Source organism: Pseudomonas sp. S04 (assembly GCF_009834545.1).
GTDB lineage: Bacteria > Pseudomonadota > Gammaproteobacteria > Pseudomonadales > Pseudomonadaceae > Aquipseudomonas.
The window spans coordinates 5,537,368-5,554,539 of record NZ_CP019427.1 but is presented as its reverse complement, the minus strand read 5'-3'; the positions used below and the strand labels follow the sequence as shown (position 1 = coordinate 5,554,539).

The window sequence follows — 17,172 nt, the reverse complement described above, 5'->3', positions numbered from 1 at the left end:
AGGAGCAATGCGCAATTTGTTGTGTACGACCGTTCGTCAGCCCACGCGGGACGTGGGCTGGAGCGCTGAAAAAAATTATTCGCCGCTACTTTTCGCGGTTTCCGAAGGATACGTCGTACGCCACAGCTCGAAGCCACCGTCCATGCTGTAGACGTCGGAAAACCCCTGGCTGACCAGGTAGGCGGCAGCGCCCTGGCTGGAGTTGCCGTGGTAGCAGACCACTACCGTTGGCGCGTCGAGGTCGGCGGCGCGGATGAAGTCCGAGATGGAGTGGTTGTCCAGATGCGTGGAGCCGCTGATGTGCAGCGCTGCGTAGGTCGCGGGGTCGCGGATGTCGACCAGCACGGCGCCTTGTTCGCGCAGGGCTTGGGCTTGTTCGGGGGGGATACGTTTGAATTCGCTCATGGCGGGCTCCTGTGGCCAGACTGACAGCGCAGCCTAGCGCTTGACGCTGGCCGACAATGGTTCGGGGGTAGGTGGGGCGACAGGCGACGCAACATGGCCGTGCTCGTCGCACTGGCAACTCAGGCGTACGCCGGTGTCGATGTTCAGCAGGGTCATGGCGCCGCCCCAGACACAGCCAGTGTCGAGGGCGATGACGCCGGGCTCGTCGCACCGGCCTTCGAGTGCGGCCCAGTGGCCAAAAATGATCTTCAGGCCGCGAGTCTTGCGATCCTTGTGCTTGAACCAGGGCGCGTAGCCGGGTGGCGCGGTGTCGGCGCCTTCCTTGCCCTTGAGGTCAAGCTTGCCCTCGCTGGTGCAAAAGCGCATGCGGGTGAAGTAGTTGGTGATCACCCGCAGGCGGGTCACGCCTTTGAGGTCGCTGTCCCACTTGGCTGGCTCGTTGCCATACATGCCGTCCAGGTAGGGTGCGAACAGGTTGTCATCGCGCAGGGCGGCCTCGACTTCGGCGGCGCACTTGAGGGCCTTGCGCAAGGACCACTGCGGCGGGATGCCGGCATGCACCAGCACCATGTCGCGGATTTCGTCGTAGTGCAGGAGCTTTTGCTGGCGCAGCCACTCAAGCAGTTCCTTGGCGTCGGGCGCTTCGAGAATTTCGCGCAGGGTGTCGGCTTTCTTCAGGCGCTCGATCTTGTTCCCGGCGGCCAGCAGGTGCAGGTCATGATTACCCAGCACACAGACCAGCGACTGGCGGATGCTATAGAGGAAGCGCAAGGTTTCCAGCGACTGCGGGCCACGGTTGACCAGGTCGCCCACCAGCCACAGACGGTCGCTCTGCGGATCGAAGGCGACCTGCTTGAGCAGGCACTGCAGCGGCTCGAGGCAGCCCTGCAGATCGCCGACGGCATACGTCGCCATCAGTGCAGGGCTCCGGGCACCGCCAGGCGGAAGGGCGCGATGATGGCGTCGAAGTGTGTACCGTCTTCGGCGAGCATCTGGTAACTGCCCTGCATGTTGCCGACGCGGGTGGTCATTACGGTGCCGCTGCTGTAGGTGTGGCTCTGGCCGGCGGCGATCAACGGTTGCAGGCCAACCACGCCCGCACCACGAACCTCTTCGACATGGCCGTCACCATCGGTAATCACCCAGTGCCGCGAGAGCAACTTGGCGGGTAGCGAGCCGTTGTTGTGCACGGTGATGGTGTAGGCGAAGGCGAAACGGTTCTGCTCGGGTTGCGACTGTTCTGCCAGAAAGCGAGTGACGACGCTGACGTCGACCTGATAACGAGGATCGGACATGCAAGAAGGCCTTAAAAGCAAAAGCGCAGATTACCTAACGCGAGAGGTGATCAGTCTAGGCCAACTGGCAGGCAGTAGGCCAGAGATGCTGTGGCCGAGGACAGGAGAACGATGTGGTCTGCCTTGTAGGAGCTGGGTTGCCAGCGAGTGGATCTGTCGACTTTGCCGACGCCATCGCCAGCAAGCTGGCTCCTACAGGGGTTCTGAGTTATTCAGCGGCCGGCGCGGGCTGGATTGCCAGCTGATCGGCCAGGCGCACGAAGGCTGCCAGGTCGAGCTGTTCCGGGCGCAGGCTGCCATCGACGCCGGCGGCTTCGATTTCAGCGTTGCTGAGCAAGGCCTTGAGGGTGTTGCGCAGGGTCTTGCGACGCTGGTTGAAGGCTTCGCGAACGACCCGCTCCAGCAGGCGGTGGTCCTTGGCCGGGTGCGGCAGTACCGCGTGGGGCACCAGGCGCACGATAGCCGAGTCGACTTTGGGTGGCGGGTTGAACGCGCCAGGGCCGACATTGAACAGGTGTTCGACCCGGCAGTGGTACTGGACCATGATCGACAGACGGCCCCAATCGCCACCACCAGGACCCGCCGCCAGGCGCTCGACCACTTCCTTTTGCAGCATGAAGTGCATGTCGCGAATGATCCCGGCGTTGTTCAGCAGGTGGAAAATCAACGGCGTGGAGATGTTGTACGGCAGGTTGCCGACCACGCGCAGGCTGTTGGGCGCGGCATTCAGGCTGTTGAAATCGAACTTCAGTGCATCGCCCTGGTGCAGGTTGAAGTTGCTCTTGCCGGCGAACTGCTGGTTGAGGATCGGGATCAGGTCCTTGTCCAGCTCCACGACATCAAGCTGCGCGCCGCTGTTGAGCAGGCCTTCGGTCAGGGCACCCTGGCCCGGGCCGATTTCCAGCAGGCGGTCGTCGGCCTTGGCGTGGATGGAGCGCAGGATACGGTCGATTACGCCGGCGTCGTGCAGGAAGTTCTGGCCGAAGCGCTTGCGCGCCCGGTGTTGGTAATGCTCGGTCATAAACGGGTCTCGGCCATCTGGTAGGCGGTTTCCAGGGCAACTTGCAGGCTGCCGGTGTCGATTTTTCCGCTGCCAGCCAAGTCCAGGGCGGTGCCGTGGTCGACTGAAGTGCGGATGATCGGCAAGCCCAGGGTTACGTTGACTGCCGCGCCGAAGCCTTTGTACTTCAACACCGGCAGGCCCTGGTCGTGGTACATCGCCAGCACTGCGTCGCAGTGCTCCAGATATTTGGGGGTAAACAGAGTGTCGGCGGGCAGGGGACCACGCAGGTCCATGCCTTCGCCGCGCAGACGCTCAAGGGTGGGTTCGATGATATCGATTTCTTCATGGCCCAGGTGGCCGCCTTCGCCAGCGTGGGGGTTGAGTCCACAGACGAGGATGCGTGGCTGGGCGATGCCGAATTTGTGTTGCAGGTCGGCGTGCAGGATCCGCGTGACCCGCTCCAGGCGCTGCGGGGTAATTGCGTCGGCAATCTCGCGCAACGGCAGGTGAGTGGTCACCAGGGCGACGCGCAAGCCACGGGTGGCAAGCATCATCACCACTTGGCTGGTATGGGTCAGGTCGGCCAGGAATTCGGTATGCCCGGAAAAGGCAATTCCGGATTCGTTGATCACGCCTTTGTGCACCGGGGCGGTGATCATTCCGGCAAAGTCGCCATCCAGGCAGCCTTGGCCCGCGCGGGTCAGGGTTTGCAGGACAAAGGCGGCATTGGCCGGGTCCAGTTGACCTGCAACGACCGGGGCGTTGAGTGGTGTATCCCAGACGTACAGGCTGTTGGCGGGCGCGGGAACGTCCGGCCAGTGCCCGGGGCTGACGCTCAGCAGATCAACGACCACGCCCAGCTGCGCGGCCCGCTCGAGGAGCAGGTCGCGGCTGGTGATGGCTATCAGGGGGTGTGGCTGGGCGTGCGAGGCGAGCAGCAGGCACAGGTCGGGACCTATGCCGGCTGGTTCGCCGGGTGTCAGAGCGAAACGTCTGGGTTTCACTTCGGTGCCTGGTCGACGCCAGGGAGCTTGATTTCAACGTAGGCTTCGTCACGGATCTGACGCAACCAGGTTTGCAGCTCTTCGTCGTACTTGCGGTTACGCAACACAGTCATCGCTTGTTGATCGCGCGCCTGGCTGGTGCTGTCGGTGGCGCGACGGCCAAGGACTTCCAGGACGTGCCAGCCATACGGGCTCTTGAACGGTTTGGACAACTGACCTTGCGGGGTGTTGTTCATCACGGTACGGAATTCCGGTACCAGTGCGTTCGGATCGATCCAGTTCAGGTCGCCGCCGTTGAGGGCAGAACCTGGGTCTTCGGAGTAGGTCTTTGCCAGTTCGGCGAAGTCTTCACCCGCTTCGATGCGCTCGTAGAGTTTCTGCGCCAGGCGCTTGGTTTCTTCTTCGCTGCGGATTTCGCTCGGCTTGATCAGGATGTGACGAACGTGGACTTCGTCACGGGTCTGATTACCACCGCCGCGTTTTTCCAGCAGCTTGAGGATGATGAAACCGCCAGGGGTACGTGCTGGTTGGGTGATGTCACCGACGGACATGGCACTCAGTTCACGGTCGAACGGCGGTGGCAGTTGAGCGGCCTTGCGCCAGCCCATGTCGCCGCCTTCCAGGGCGTTGTCGCTGCCGGATTTGGCAATCGCCAGTTGGGTGAAGTCGGCGCCCTGCTTGAGTTGCTGGTAAACCTCCATCGCCTGGCGGTACGCAGCCTGAATCGCTTCGGAGTTGGCGCTTTCCGGGGTCGGAATCAGGATGTTGGCCAGGTGCAGTTCTTCCGACAGCTGCATCTTGCCCAGGTCAGAGGCGAGGAAATTCTTCACTTCCTGCTCGGTGACCTGGATGCGCTCGGCGACCCGACGCTGACGCACACGGCTGATGATCATTTCACGGCGCACTTGCTCACGAGCGTCTTCATAAGACAGGCCATCGCGGGACAGGGCGGCGCGGAATTGATCCACAGTCATGTTGTTGCGCTGGGCAATGGTGCCGATCGCCTGGTTCAGCTCTTCATCGGTGATGCGGATGCCGGAACGCTCGCCGATCTGCAGTTGCAGGTTTTCGACGATCAGGCGCTCAAGCACCTGTTGCTCCAGCACGCCGGCCGGTGGAACGGCCGAGCCACGCTTGGCGATGGTTTGCTGGACTTCGTGAACCCGCTGGTCCAGTTGGCTCTGCATGACCACGTCGTTGTCGACGATGGCCACCACTTTGTCGATGGACTGTACCGCGGCGCTGGCCGCGGTACTCAGGAACAGCGCGCCCAGCATCAGCGGGCGCAGACAATCAGAAAGCTTGGTCTTCACGTTCACGATAACCTTGGATGCCTTTGTCGAGGAAGCTCTCTACTTTGGTGCCAACTACGCCACCGAGACCTTTCAGAACGATTTGGAGGAAGATGCCGTGGTCGCCTTTTTCGTTTTGCGGGGCTTCCTGACTGAATTCGTCATAGGACACCCAGTAACGGTTGATCAGGCGCAGTTTCCAGCAGCAGTTGTCGTATTCGAAACCACCGAAGGCTTCCAGCGTACGGTTGCGGTTGTAGTCGTACTGCCAGCGGCTGATGGCATTCCATTGCGGCACGACAGGCCAGATGACCGAGAAGTCGTGCTGTTGGATCTTGTAGTAATCCTTGACGTAGCCAGGCTGGCCCGGGGTGCCGTAGTCGCCGCCGCCCACAGTCCATTTACCAGTGTTCTGGTCGTAGCGGACCTGGTCGTTGCGATAGCGATAACCGGCGTTGATAACCTTGTTCGGGTTGTCTTCAGGCTGGTAGTGGAACATCGCGCTGCCCGAGCGAGGGCTGTGGCTGTCCGGGTCCCAGTTGTAGTCGGCCGTGGTGCGCCAATCGCGGTTCCAGCGGTATTCGTATTCCAGGGCATACGGCGACACGTTGGAGTGGGCATCCTCGCGGGTCTTGGCATCGATACCCGGCAACTGGACTTCGCGGTCCTTGAAGTACAAGGCCTGGCCGACGCTGATGCGTTGACGCTCGAAGCCGTTTTCTTCGATCCAGCGGTTGGTTACACCCAGCGACAGTTTGTTTTCGTCGCCGACACGGTCGGAGCCGGTGAAACGGTTGTCGCGGAACAGCGAGGAGTAGCTGAACACGGATTCGCTGGTGTCGAACACTGGAATGTCGGACTGGTCTTTCTCGGGAACATAGAGATAGTACAGGCGCGGTTCCAGGGTCTGGCGGTAGTTCTTGCCGAACCATTGGGTATTGCGGTCGAAGTACAGGCCGCTGTCGATGCTGGCAATCGGCACGGCGCGGTTTTGATTGCGGTCATAAGTGCCGTTGAGGCGATCGCCTTCCGCGTCCTGTGCAGCAATCTGGCTCTTGCCGGTGCCGTCCAGGTCCAGATCGTACTGAGTGTATTGGTACTTGAGCGATGGCTTCACGAAGCCATAGGTCCAGTCGAGCGGGAGACTGACGCTTGGCGCCAGGTTCATCCGGTTGCCGGTAGCTCGCGCCAGACCCTGGACGTTAGTGTCGAGGCGGTCGTCAGGGTTGCCGTTTTCATCGAAGAAGGTCCCTGTTTGCAGATCGCGGTCAAAGCGTACGAGCTCGGTCTGGTAGGCAAAGTTCAGCCCGCCCGGTTGTTGTGGCAGAAAACCGTTGAAGGTGATCTGTGGCATGCGGTCGTACGGTGTGATGTTCGATACCGACGCCAACTCATAGGCCTGCGCGTTCAGACGTGCAGTGAAGGTGTCGCCACGGTAGCTGACAGCACCTTGCTGATTGACGAAATCGGAAACGCTTTTAACGCCCAACTGGTCGGTCTGCAGATCCTGGAAGTAGTAGGGATCGCTGATCTTGGTGTAGTCGACTTCGGTGAAGACCCGCGAATCGAGGCCGCCTTTGTGCTGCCAGTTGTACATGTAGCGGGTTTTTTCGTAGTCGGACTGCAGCTTGCGCTCGTCTTCCTGGTCGTCCAGGTACGCCCCACCGAACTGGCCTTCGCTGGATTCGGTCAGGTAACGGAACTCGCCTTCCACCATCATGCCGCGCTTGCTCATGTAGCGCGGGTACAACGTGGCATCGTAGTTCGGTGCCAGGTTGAAGTAGTACGGCGTGACCAACAGCATCCCGGTATCGCTGCCGCTGCCGATGGTCGGCGGCAGGAAGCCGGACTGGCGGCGGTCATCGATCGGGAAATAGATGTACGGCGTGTACAGGACTGGAATGTCCTTGACCCGCAGCGTCACGTTGGTCGCGGTACCGAAGCCGGTCGCCGGGTTCAGCGTGATGTTGTTGCCCTTGAGCTGCCAGGCGTTGCTGTTCGGCTCACAGGTGGTGTAGGTACCGTCCTTGAGGCGGATGATCGCGTTTTCTGCACGCTTGGCGTACAGCGCGTTACCGCGCACACGGGACTTGTGCAACACGTATTCGGCGTTGTCGACCTTGGCTTCGCCAGTGTCCAGTTGCACGTCGGCGTGGTCGCCGACGATCAGCGCGCCGTTGTCGCGCACCCGGACGTTGCCGTTGAGCTCGCCACGGTTCTCGGCCTGGTACAGGCTGGCCTCGTCGGCCTCGACCTGCATGCTGCCCTGGCGCATGACCACGTCACCGGCGAGGGTGGCAATCTGCTGTTCCTGCTGGTAGCGGGAAGCCTTGGCACCGATAAAGGTCGGCGCGTCGCTTTTGCTCGTCTTGTCATTCATGCCAGGACGAGTCGGTTCGACATAGGCACCGGAGCAGTACGGACCGGTTTCGGCCAGTTGGGCAGCGGTAAGCTGTTCACGCGGGACCCAGTCGAGGTGACTGTAGTCGGCGCTGCGCGACTTCAGGCCGCGGCCCTTGGCTTCGGTAACCAACGCCGGTTTGTCGGCGCTTTCGCCGGCAACGCTGGTGTCTGCTGCCGATTCGTTGCCCGAGCTGACCGCACTGGCATCATGCACAGGGCGCGGAGGCAGTTGAGCCGCGTTGGTTTTCGGCGCGCAATCCCAGGCACCCGAAGCAGAGACTGAGCAGTCATACTGTTCCGCGGCGACCACGAAGGAAGTGGCTAGAGGTTGCAGGGCCAGCAGACTGCCGGTAACCAACAACGGAAATTTTTTACGAAACGCGGGGGATTTCAATGCCATCTTATTAGTCCGGGCTTCCTGCGTGCCATCTGCCCGCGGTGTGGGCCGCACGCCTCTCGATGGTCTGAAAAAGATGCTGGATAATAAAGCATGACCCGCTTGACGGCTAGCGCCGTCGGAGACCCTTGCAATGCCTGATCAAGATGTACGCTTGCTACACCTGAAAGTTTGGCTCGATGAGCAATTGGCCATCCTGTTTGCCGCACAAGGCTGGGGGGCTGTGCCCCAGGCCACGTTGACTGCGGCCAGCAGCGACGCGAGTTTCCGCCGTTACTTCCGCTGGGAAGGTGATGGCAGGAGTTTTGTCGTCATGGATGCACCACCGCCCCAGGAAAACTGCAAACCGTTCGTGGATATCGCCTTTTTGCTGGCGAAATCCGGGATTAACGTGCCGAAAATCTACGCAGAGGACCTCGAGCGCGGATTTCTTTTGCTCAATGACCTGGGTAACCAGACCTATCTGGACGTGATCAACGACGAAAACGCCGATCGCTTGTTCGATGACGCCCTGCAGGCGTTGCTGGCTTTCCAGCAGTTGCCGATGGTGGCGCCGTTGCCCAGTTATGATGTGGCCCTGTTGCGTCGCGAGCTGGAGCTGTTCCCCGAGTGGTACGTGAAGCGCGAACTGGGGATCGAGTTCGACTCGCACCAACAAGCCCTCTGGCAGCGTGCCAGCGACCTGCTGATCGACAGCGCCCTGGCCCAGCCGAAAGTGCTGGTGCATCGTGACTATATGCCGCGCAACCTGATGATCAGCGAGCCGAATCCAGGCGTGCTGGATTTCCAGGACGCGGTGTACGGCCCGGTGACCTACGACGTGACCTGCCTGTTCAAGGACGCCTTCCTCAGTTGGCCCGAGACCCGCGTGCTCGGCTGGCTGGAGCGTTACTGGCAACAGGCCGGTGAACTCGGGATTGCAGTCCAGGCGGACTTCCAGGAGTTCCTGCGAGCCAGCGACCTGATGGGTGTGCAGCGGCATCTGAAGGTGATCGGGATCTTCGCCCGTATCTGCCATCGCGACGGCAAGCCGCGCTACCTGACGGACGTGCCGCGGTTCTTTGCTTATATAGAAGCCGTATTGGCCCGTCGGCCAGAACTGGCGGAGTTGGCTGAGCTGCTGGCCAGTCTGCGCCCGGCGCCCGGAGCTTGTGTATGAAGGCGATGATTCTGGCGGCCGGCAAGGGCGAGCGCATGCGCCCCTTGACGCTGACCACGCCCAAGCCACTGGTGCAGGTCGGCGGCGTACCGCTGATCGAGTACCACCTCAAGGCCCTGGCGGCGGCGGGTTTCACCGAGGTGGTGATCAACCACGCCTGGTTGGGGCAGCAGATCGAAGACTACCTGGGAGACGGTTCGCGTTATGGCCTGAGCATTCAGTACTCGCCGGAAGGCGAGCCACTGGAAACCGGGGGCGGGATCTTCCGTGCCCTGGAGATGCTGGGCGAGGGCGCCTTTGTGGTGGTCAATGGCGACATCTGGACCGATTACGACTTCAGTGTCTTGCGCCGGCCACTGGCCGGCTTGGCCCACCTGGTGCTGGCCGATAACCCGGCCCACCACCCAGGAGGGGATTTTGCCCTGGTTGAAGGACAGGTCTTCGACGGCCAGGCCGATGCGCCGACCCTGACCTACAGCGGCATCGCCGTGCTCGACCCCAAGCTGTTCACCGGTTGCAGCGACGGTGCGTTCAAATTGGCGCCGCTATTGCGCAACGCCATGGCCCAGGGGCAGGTGAGTGGCGAGCGGTTGTCAGGTCATTGGGTGGATGTCGGCACCCACGAGCGTCTGGCCGAAGTCGAACACTTGCTGCAAGCGAGCCGCTGAGATGTTGTGGCCAGGGACTCTGATCGGAGCCGGGGCGGGTTTTGCCATCGCCAGCATTCCGGGGGCCATGCTTGGCGCATTGTTGGGGCAGGCGCTGGATCGGCGCTTGCAACTGCAAAGCCTGGGGCATCTGCGCGAGCGCCTGGGCGGGCGCGCGATGTTGCGCAACGATGAATTGCTGTTCGTGCTGCTCGGGCGCCTGGCCAAGAGCGACGGCCGGGTGGGCAACGGCCATATCTACCAGGCGCGTCAGGAAATGCGCGCACTGGAGATGAACGAATTTGCCCAGAAACGCGCGATTGCGGCGTTCAACCGTGGCAAGAGCGGGCACGATCGGTTGCGTGGCTACCTGCGCCGTTTGCGCGCACAGCCCCATGCTGCCGAAGGGGTGTTGCGGGCGTGCTGGCGGATGGTCTGGGCAGACGGGCGTGCGGGCCGTGCCGAGCGCGAGCTGCTGGCCCAATGGGGCAAATGGCTGGACTGGACGCCGGAGCAGGTGCAGGCCCTGGCCCAGGATTACGAACTGCACAAGCGACCCTTGGCCAACAGTGGCGAGGCTTACCAACACGCCATGCGCCTGCTGGGGGTGACGCTGAGCAGCGAGCCGGAGCAGATCAAGCGGGCCTACCGACGCCTGCTCAGTCGGCATCACCCGGACAAGATCGCTGGCAGCGGGGCTTCGCCGTCCCAGGTGCGCGAAGCGACGGAGAAGACCCGGGAGTTGCACAGCGCCTATGCGTTGATTCGTCAGCGCCGCGATTTTCGCTAGGGAGCATCGAGCGCAGTAGCGCCCTGTCTAGGGCAACTGCGCGGCGTTGTCCTGCGGGGTCAACCAGCCTCGCACCCGGCGTACCAATTGTTCCTGTTGGGCGGCGTTGTTGCCGGGCAGGGCGTTCAGGGAAATCTGCCGGAAACTCGAATCCTTCAGCCGTTTGCTGGCCTGCAGGCGCTCCTGGGCTGCGCGTTGCAGCAGCGGTTTGTCGTTGTAGTACAGATCCAGGGTTGGCAATTTCAATCCGCTGGTCAGTTCCGCCAGCCCGGGTGTGCTGGAGGCGGGTACCTGGGCGGCGACCATCACCAGCTTCGCGACTTGGGCAGGCTGTTTTTCGCTCAGGTAACGGGCGGCCCAGTAAGCTCCGGTGCCGTGGCCGAGCAGGACGATACTGCGGGCGTTCTGTTGCTCTGCAAACGCCAGGGCGGCGTCGATGCGCAAGAAGATTCGCTGGGTATCGGCCTTGAGTTGCTCATCGTGGGTCTGCGCCACCGGCTGATCAGGCACCTCACCTTCGCCACCGGCCACTTGCTCGATAGGGGCCGCGGTGTTGGCGTCTTTACTCGGGGGTTCGGTGCTGACCGGTGCCGTTGCACTTTCGAGGATGCGCGGTTGGGGGGCATTGCTTTGCAGGTCCGGCAGGGTAAGACTCAGGCTGCTCCAGTCGGCGTCGGGCAATTTTTGCCGCAACGGCGCGACGGCTTGAGGCCAGTCAGCTGTTTCGCCCGTACCCGGGATGATAATCACCGTACCTTGGGGCTCGCTGGTGTTGGCCGGCTGCCACAGGGCCAGGAAGGTCTCGCTGCCTGCCGACAACTGTTGCTGTTCGCCAGGGGGCAGGCTGCGTTGCAGGGCAAAAGCTTCTTCCTGGCTACGCTCAGGCAGGGGCTGGCGTTGCTCGGAGGGTGCGCTGGCAGCAGGTTCCGTTGGCTCGGCAGCCTGGGCGGAAAAGGCGCCAGGCAAGATCAACGACAGGCACAATACTGGCAGTGCCAGGCGGTAGACAGGGGGCATCGGATATTCCAGGCCAGAAGTATTCCCGGCAGCCTAATGGGTTGGTCAGTATTTGTCAGTGTGTGAGAGTTCGCATGAAACGTCTTTGCTGCCTGTTGCTTATCGGCTGTTTCTGGCTTCCCTTGATGGCCTGGGCGGCTGCCGCGCCGCCTGCGCGCGTGGCGCAACTGAGCAGCGAGCAACGGCAATGGCTGACCCGTCACTCTGAGCTGCGGGTCGGTGTGGTGCTGCAGGCGCCTTACGCGCAGTACGACCGGCGGCTACAGCGCCTGTCCGGGGCCAATATCGAATTGATGCAGTGGCTGGCCAGCGCCCTGAAGGTCGAGCTGACCTGGCGCAACTTTCCCGATGTCGCGCAGTTGGAGCAGGCAGTGCGTGAGGGGGAGGTCGACCTGGCCCCAGGCCTGACCCAAACCCCGGCCGCCCTGCGCTTGTGGCAATTCACTGACCCCTATATGCGCGTGCCGCAATTGGTGGTGGGTCAACAGAAGGGCGCCGGCGCGGTGGATCTTGAGAAGCTCGACGATCAGTCACGGGTCGCGGTGCGGATGCCCAGTGCGATCGCCGATTACCTGCGCAGCAACTACCCCAACCTCAATTTGCAGGGCGTGCCCCAGGAACGCCAGGCCCTGCAACTGTTGCTCTCCCAGCAAGCGCGTTACGCGGTCATCGATGAGGCCCAACTCAGCCGGCTGTCCGCCGAGTCCGAGTTTGCCGGGTTGGCCGTAGTGGGGGATATCGGCCTGCCGCAGTTGCTGCGGGTGGCTACCCGTCGCGATTGGCCGGAGTTGGCCGGCATCGTCGAAAGCGCCTTGCACGCGATTCCGGCCAAGGACCTGGAGCAATTGCACGCACGCTGGTTGCAACCCAAGTACCCACGTTTGTCGGAGTCCCCGGGGTTCTGGCAGAACCTCTGCCTGTTGCTGGGGGTATTGCTGCTGAGCGCCATGGCTATCGTGATCTGGCAACGGCGCCAGCAACACCTGCTCGAGCAGCGCTTGCTCGCCGCCCGCGAGGACATTGCCCTGCGCGCGGCCAGCGAAGAAGCGTTGCGCCTGACACAGTTCTCCATCGATCAAAGCACCGTCGGGATCCTCTGGGTCAATTGGGACAGCCACGTGCGCTACGCCAACCGGGCGGCCGAGGACATGCTCGGGTATGTCTCGGGCGGGGTGATCGACCGACCGCTGATCGACTTCGAACCCAACTTGCACATGGACCGTTGGTTGAACCTGTGGAAACGCGCGCGGGCCAGCGAGGAGGGGCCGCAAAGCTTCGAAACCAATTGCCTGCGCGCCGATGGCAGCATTTTGCCGGCTGACGTGACCTTGAGCTTCCTGCGCTTTCGCGACAGCGAATACCTGGTGGTCTACCTCAATGACGTCACTGAGCGCCGGCGGGCCTTGGCGGCCTTGCGCGAAAGCGAGGCACGGTTGCAGGGGATTGCCGCCAACGTACCCGGACTGGTATTTCGTCTTGAGCGGGCGCCGGTGACCGGGCAAATCGACTTTGCCTACATCAGCGAAGGCAGTGAGAGCCTGGTGGGCTACTCGCCCGCCACCTTGAGCCATCGCGACATGGGCCTGCGCAGCGTGGTACATCCGCAGGACAGAGTCAGTTACCACCGCACCCAGGATCACGCGCTGGACACCGACAGTGACTGGTCGTGGCAAGGCCGCATCCTCACCCGCCAGGGGCAGCAACGCTGGGCCGAGATCAAGGCCATCACTCGGCGCCTCGACGATGGCGCCTTTGTCTGGGACGGGATTGTCTGGGACATCAGCGAGAGCAAGCGCATCGAACTGGAACTGGCCAGCTCCCGCGAGCAACTGCGTGAGCTGTCGGCGCATCTGGAGAGTGTGCGCGAAGAGGAAAAGGCGCGGATAGCCCGGGAAGTCCACGATGAGTTGGGACAGATGCTGACGGTACTCAAGCTGGAAACCTCGATGTGCGAATTGGCCTACGCCGAACTGGACCCGGGCCTGAGTGATCGGCTCAACAGCATGAAGCGCCTGATCGCCCAACTGTTCCAACTGGTGCGGGACGTGGCCACGGCGCTGCGTCCGCCGATTCTGGACGCCGGCATCGCCTCGGCCATCGAGTGGCAGGCCCGGCGTTTTGAGGCGCGCACCCAGATTCCCTGCCTGGTGCAGGTGCCCGACAACCTGCCGGTGCTGAGTGACGCCAAGGCGATTGGCTTGTTCCGGATCCTCCAGGAGGCACTGACCAATGTCATGCGCCACGCCCAGGCGCATACTGTCGAATTGACACTGGTGCTGGAAGACGAGCAGTTGTGCCTGACCGTCAGCGACGATGGTGTAGGTTTTGTCGCTCAAGCCGGTAGGCCGACTTCCTTTGGGGTAGTGGGCATGCGCGAGCGAGTGTTGATCATGGGTGGCACACTGCAGCTCGACAGCGTGCCGGGCGAGGGCACCAGCCTTGAGGTCCGTGTGCCCTTGCATGAAGCGTGCAACTGATTTTTCTGGAGAAGCCTGTGATCCGTGTACTGGTAGCCGAAGACCACACCATCGTGCGTGAAGGCATCAAGCAATTGATCGGCCTGGCCAAGGATCTGTTGGTGGTGGGGGAAGCGAGCAATGGCGAACAGTTGCTCGAAACCTTGCGCCACGTGCCCTGTGAGGTGGTGTTGCTGGACATTTCCATGCCCGGGGTGAATGGCCTGGAGGCGATCCCGCGGATTCGCGCCCTGAACAATCCACCGGCGATTCTGGTGCTGTCGATGCACGACGAGGCGCAGATGGCCGCCCGTGCCTTGAAGGTCGGGGCCGCCGGTTATGCCACCAAGGACAGCGACCCGGCCCTGCTGCTGACGGCGATTCGCAAGGTGGCGGCTGGCGGGCGCTATATCGATCCGGAGCTGGCGGATCGAATGGTCTTCGAAGTCGGCCTGACTGATTCACGGCCCCTGCATTCGCTACTCTCGGAGCGCGAGTTCTCGGTGTTCGAGCGCCTCGCGCAGGGCGCCAACGTCAATGACATCGCCCAGCAACTGGCGTTGAGCAGTAAGACCATCAGCACCCACAAGGCGCGGCTGATGCAGAAACTCAACATCACCTCACTGGCGGAGTTGGTGAAGTACGCCATGGAGCACAAGCTGCTCTGAACAATACGCGATCCCCTGAGCGAGGCTTGCCCGCGAAGATGTCAGCACATTCAACATCAATGTGACTGACACACCGCCTTCGTGGGCAAGCCTCGCTCCTACAGAGCACCGTGTCGGCATATCCATTTACGACATCCCGCCAAACCGCTTTTGCCTGTTCTTGTGGCTTGTAGCGGAAAACTCGCTGTCGACCTGTCCAAACGCGCCATCCTTGTAGGGCAATCCCTACCCCCAACCTTCCATCTGGCTGAGGCGATTCTCTCCTGCGCCCCGATTTGCGTGGCTGTGCGTAGCCACTAGGCTTAATCCACGGCAGTCATCAACAATAAAGGTGTGGGTATGAGCGAGGTCGATTCAAGCGCGGGGACCAATGATGTACTGGTCAGCTTTCGTGGCGTGCAGAAGAGCTACGACGGCGAGAACCTGATCGTCAAAGACCTCAACCTGGATATTCGCAAAGGCGAGTTTCTCACCTTGCTCGGGCCTTCCGGCTCCGGCAAGACCACCAGCCTGATGATGCTCGCCGGTTTCGAAACCCCGACCGCCGGCGAGATCCTGCTGGCCGGGCGTTCGATCAACAACGTGCCGCCGCACAAGCGTGACATCGGCATGGTGTTCCAGAACTACGCCCTGTTCCCGCACATGACGGTGGCCGAGAACCTGGCGTTCCCGCTGACCGTGCGTGGTCTGAACAAGAGTGACGTCAGTGACCGGGTCAAGCGTGTCCTGAGCATGGTTCAGCTCGATGCCTTCGCCCAGCGTTACCCGGCCCAGCTTTCTGGTGGACAGCAGCAGCGGGTGGCCCTGGCCCGGGCGCTGGTGTTCGAGCCGCAACTGGTGCTGATGGACGAGCCGCTCGGCGCTCTCGATAAACAGCTGCGTGAACACATGCAGATGGAGATCAAGCACCTGCACCAGCGCCTGGGTGTGACCGTGGTCTATGTGACCCACGACCAGGGCGAAGCCCTGACCATGTCCGACCGGGTGGCGGTGTTCCATCAAGGCGAAATCCAGCAGATCGCCCCACCTCGCACCCTGTACGAAGAACCGAAAAATACCTTCGTGGCCAACTTCATTGGCGAAAACAACCGCCTCAATGGCCGTCTCCACAGTCAGACCGGCGAGCGCTGCATTGTCGAGCTTGGGCGCGGGGAAAAGGTCGAGGCACTGGCGGTGAATGTCGGCAAGACCGGCGAGCCAGTGACTCTGTCCATTCGTCCGGAGCGGGTCAGCCTCAACGGCTCCAGTGAGGCGTGTGTCAACCGCTTCTCTGGGCGGGTGGCGGAATTCATCTATCTGGGCGACCACGTCCGTGTGCGCCTGGAAGTCTGCGGCAAGACCGATTTCTTCGTGAAACAGCCGATCGCCGAGCTGGATCCGGCGCTGGCCGTCGGAGACGTGGTGCCGCTTGGCTGGCAGGTCGAACACGTCCGTGCTCTCGATCCCCTTCTAGAGGCGAATTGATCGCCCCCTTGCTTCACCAACCCTGCACGTGGAGAGAACAATAAATGTTGAAATCCCTGAAATTCACCGCCCTGGCTCTGGGCATGATGGGTGCGGCACACGCGATGGCCGCGGGCTCGGACCTGACCGTGGTGTCGTTTGGCGGCGCGAACAAGGCCGCACAGGTCAAGGCCTTCTATGCGCCTTGGGAAGCAGCGGGCAACGGCAAGATCGTCGCCGGTGAATACAACGGTGAAATGGCCAAGGTCAAGGCCATGGTCGACACCAAGAGCGTGTCCTGGGACCTGGTGGAAGTAGAGTCGCCAGAGCTGTCCCGCGGTTGCGACGAGGACATGTTCGAGCAACTCGACCCTGCACTGTTCGGCAACACCGAAAATTACGTCAAGGGTGCGATCCAGCCGTGCGGCGTTGGTTTTTTCGTCTGGTCGACCGTGCTGGCCTACAACGCCGACAAGCTGAAAACCGCGCCGACCAGTTGGGCCGACTTCTGGGACACCAAGAACTTCCCGGGTAAACGTGGCCTGCGTAAAGGCGCCAAGTACACCCTGGAATTTGCCTTGATGGCCGACGGCGTGGCGCCGAAAGATGTCTACAAAGTGCTGGCCGGTAAAGATGGCCAGGACCGTGCCTTCAAGAAGCTCGACGAACTCAAGCCGAGCATCCAGTGGTGGGAAGCTGGCGCCCAGCCGCCGCAGTACCTGGCGTCCGGTGATGTGGTCATGAGCTCGGCGTACAACGGCCGGATCGCTGCCGTGCAAAAGGAAAGCAACCTGAAGGTGGTGTGGAACGGCGGTATCTACGACTTCGACGCCTGGGCCATTCCTAAAGGCCTGGACAAGACCCGCGCTGAAGCGGCGAAGAAATTCATCGCGTTCTCGGTCATGCCACAACAGCAGAAAACCTATTCGGAAAACATTGCCTACGGCCCGGCCAATACCCAGGCGGTACCCCTGTTGAACCCGGAAATTCTGAAAGACATGCCGACCACCCCGGAAAACATCGCCAACCAGGTGCAGATCGACGTCAGCTTCTGGGCGGACAACGGCGAGCAACTGGAGCAGCGCTTCAACTCCTGGGCAGCGAAGTAAGCGCGACCCTGTGGCAGAGGGCTTGCCCAATGCCAGTCAGTTAGAGGTTTGACAGCGTAATCCCTGTTGGAGCGAGCAAGCTCC

Annotated in this window: 15 protein-coding genes; 7 read left to right on the top strand and 8 right to left on the bottom strand. The window is 61.9% G+C overall.

Features of this window, described 5'->3' with window-relative positions; translation table 11 throughout:
* Nucleotides 1–75: 75 nt before the first annotated feature.
* The 7 genes from glpE to PspS04_RS24900 form a co-directional block, all read right to left on the bottom strand.
* Nucleotides 76–405 (bottom strand): thiosulfate sulfurtransferase GlpE, encoded by a 330-nt coding sequence (gene glpE, locus PspS04_RS24930; protein WP_159998223.1) that lies wholly within the window; start codon nt 403–405, stop codon nt 76–78.
* A 33-nt stretch (nt 406–438) separates the two neighbouring features.
* Nucleotides 439–1,320 carry a symmetrical bis(5'-nucleosyl)-tetraphosphatase gene (locus PspS04_RS24925; RefSeq protein ID WP_159998221.1) on the bottom strand — a complete coding sequence of 294 codons (882 nt, stop codon included), beginning with the start codon at nt 1,318–1,320 and terminating at the stop codon, nt 439–441.
* Nucleotides 1,320–1,700: a Co2+/Mg2+ efflux protein ApaG gene (apaG, locus tag PspS04_RS24920; RefSeq protein WP_095170574.1), complete on the bottom strand. Its 381-nt coding sequence runs from the start codon at nt 1,698–1,700 to the stop codon at nt 1,320–1,322. Before apaG ends, PspS04_RS24925 begins: the two co-directional genes overlap by 1 nt.
* 208 nt (nt 1,701–1,908) lie before the next feature.
* Complete coding sequence (gene rsmA / locus PspS04_RS24915; RefSeq protein WP_095170572.1) at nt 1,909–2,721, bottom strand: 16S rRNA (adenine(1518)-N(6)/adenine(1519)-N(6))-dimethyltransferase RsmA; 813 nt, start codon at nt 2,719–2,721, stop codon at nt 1,909–1,911.
* On the bottom strand, nt 2,718–3,707 hold the full coding sequence (gene pdxA, locus PspS04_RS24910; protein WP_159998219.1) for a 4-hydroxythreonine-4-phosphate dehydrogenase PdxA: 990 nt from the start codon (nt 3,705–3,707) through the stop codon (nt 2,718–2,720). The genes rsmA and pdxA overlap by 4 nt, the downstream gene beginning before the upstream one ends.
* The gene (surA, locus tag PspS04_RS24905) at nt 3,704–5,020 is read right to left on the bottom strand and encodes a peptidylprolyl isomerase SurA (RefSeq protein WP_143501275.1); all 1,317 of its coding nucleotides are present in this window, start codon (nt 5,018–5,020) and stop codon (nt 3,704–3,706) included. The genes pdxA and surA overlap by 4 nt, the downstream gene beginning before the upstream one ends.
* Nucleotides 5,001–7,802: an LPS-assembly protein LptD gene (locus PspS04_RS24900; RefSeq protein WP_159998217.1), complete on the bottom strand. Its 2,802-nt coding sequence runs from the start codon at nt 7,800–7,802 to the stop codon at nt 5,001–5,003. Before PspS04_RS24900 ends, surA begins: the two co-directional genes overlap by 20 nt.
* A 130-nt stretch (nt 7,803–7,932) precedes the next feature.
* On the opposite strand from PspS04_RS24900, the gene PspS04_RS24895 reads away from it, so the two are divergent.
* Genes PspS04_RS24895 through PspS04_RS24885 form a run of 3 tightly spaced genes read left to right on the top strand, consistent with a single transcriptional unit; the run spans nt 7,933 to nt 10,395 of the window.
* Nucleotides 7,933–8,958, top strand: a complete 1,026-nt coding sequence (locus PspS04_RS24895) for an aminoglycoside phosphotransferase family protein (protein ID WP_159998215.1) — start codon at nt 7,933–7,935, stop codon at nt 8,956–8,958.
* Nucleotides 8,955–9,626, top strand: a complete 672-nt coding sequence (gene murU / locus PspS04_RS24890; protein ID WP_159998213.1) for an N-acetylmuramate alpha-1-phosphate uridylyltransferase MurU — start codon at nt 8,955–8,957, stop codon at nt 9,624–9,626. Before PspS04_RS24895 ends, murU begins: the two co-directional genes overlap by 4 nt.
* Nucleotide 9,627: 1 nt before the next feature.
* Nucleotides 9,628–10,395 (top strand): TerB family tellurite resistance protein, encoded by a 768-nt coding sequence (locus PspS04_RS24885; RefSeq protein ID WP_159998211.1) that lies wholly within the window; start codon nt 9,628–9,630, stop codon nt 10,393–10,395.
* Between the two features lie 27 nt (nt 10,396–10,422).
* On the opposite strand, the gene PspS04_RS24880 is transcribed toward PspS04_RS24885, so the two are convergent.
* Entirely contained in the window at nt 10,423–11,412 is a 990-nt protein-coding gene (locus PspS04_RS24880) for an alpha/beta hydrolase family protein (protein WP_159998209.1), read from the bottom strand.
* Nucleotides 11,413–11,486: 74 nt separating this feature from the next.
* Here PspS04_RS24880 and PspS04_RS24875 point away from each other — a divergent pair, with 74 nt between their 5' ends.
* The 4 genes from PspS04_RS24875 to PspS04_RS24860 all read left to right on the top strand — a co-directional run bounded on the left by PspS04_RS24875 (nt 11,487) and on the right by PspS04_RS24860 (nt 17,088).
* On the top strand, nt 11,487–13,889 hold the full coding sequence (locus PspS04_RS24875; RefSeq protein WP_159998207.1) for a PAS domain-containing sensor histidine kinase: 2,403 nt from the start codon (nt 11,487–11,489) through the stop codon (nt 13,887–13,889).
* A 17-nt stretch (nt 13,890–13,906) separates the two neighbouring features.
* Nucleotides 13,907–14,536, top strand: coding sequence for a response regulator (locus PspS04_RS24870; RefSeq protein ID WP_084318557.1), 630 nt, complete (start codon nt 13,907–13,909; stop codon nt 14,534–14,536).
* 339 nt (nt 14,537–14,875) lie between these two features.
* Nucleotides 14,876–16,000 (top strand): ABC transporter ATP-binding protein, encoded by a 1,125-nt coding sequence (locus tag PspS04_RS24865; RefSeq protein ID WP_095170555.1) that lies wholly within the window; start codon nt 14,876–14,878, stop codon nt 15,998–16,000.
* A gap of 44 nt (nt 16,001–16,044) precedes the next feature.
* Nucleotides 16,045–17,088, top strand: coding sequence for an ABC transporter substrate-binding protein (locus PspS04_RS24860; protein WP_095170554.1), 1,044 nt, complete (start codon nt 16,045–16,047; stop codon nt 17,086–17,088).
* Nucleotides 17,089–17,172 lie beyond the last annotated feature (84 nt).

Coding starts and splice junctions, on each gene's coding strand:
- murU (WP_159998213.1), top strand. CDS start 8,955: ATGAAGGCGATGATTCTGGCGGCCGGCAAGGGCGAGCGCATGCGCCCC.
- PspS04_RS24895 (WP_159998215.1), top strand. CDS start 7,933: ATGCCTGATCAAGATGTACGCTTGCTACACCTGAAAGTTTGGCTCGAT.
- rsmA (WP_095170572.1), bottom strand. CDS start 2,721: ATGACCGAGCATTACCAACACCGGGCGCGCAAGCGCTTCGGCCAGAAC.
- apaG (WP_095170574.1), bottom strand. CDS start 1,700: ATGTCCGATCCTCGTTATCAGGTCGACGTCAGCGTCGTCACTCGCTTT.
- PspS04_RS24885 (WP_159998211.1), top strand. CDS start 9,628: ATGTTGTGGCCAGGGACTCTGATCGGAGCCGGGGCGGGTTTTGCCATC.
- PspS04_RS24860 (WP_095170554.1), top strand. CDS start 16,045: ATGTTGAAATCCCTGAAATTCACCGCCCTGGCTCTGGGCATGATGGGT.
- PspS04_RS24900 (WP_159998217.1), bottom strand. CDS start 7,802: ATGGCATTGAAATCCCCCGCGTTTCGTAAAAAATTTCCGTTGTTGGTT.
- PspS04_RS24875 (WP_159998207.1), top strand. CDS start 11,487: ATGAAACGTCTTTGCTGCCTGTTGCTTATCGGCTGTTTCTGGCTTCCC.
- PspS04_RS24925 (WP_159998221.1), bottom strand. CDS start 1,320: ATGGCGACGTATGCCGTCGGCGATCTGCAGGGCTGCCTCGAGCCGCTG.
- PspS04_RS24865 (WP_095170555.1), top strand. CDS start 14,876: ATGAGCGAGGTCGATTCAAGCGCGGGGACCAATGATGTACTGGTCAGC.
- PspS04_RS24880 (WP_159998209.1), bottom strand. CDS start 11,412: ATGCCCCCTGTCTACCGCCTGGCACTGCCAGTATTGTGCCTGTCGTTG.
- glpE (WP_159998223.1), bottom strand. CDS start 405: ATGAGCGAATTCAAACGTATCCCCCCCGAACAAGCCCAAGCCCTGCGC.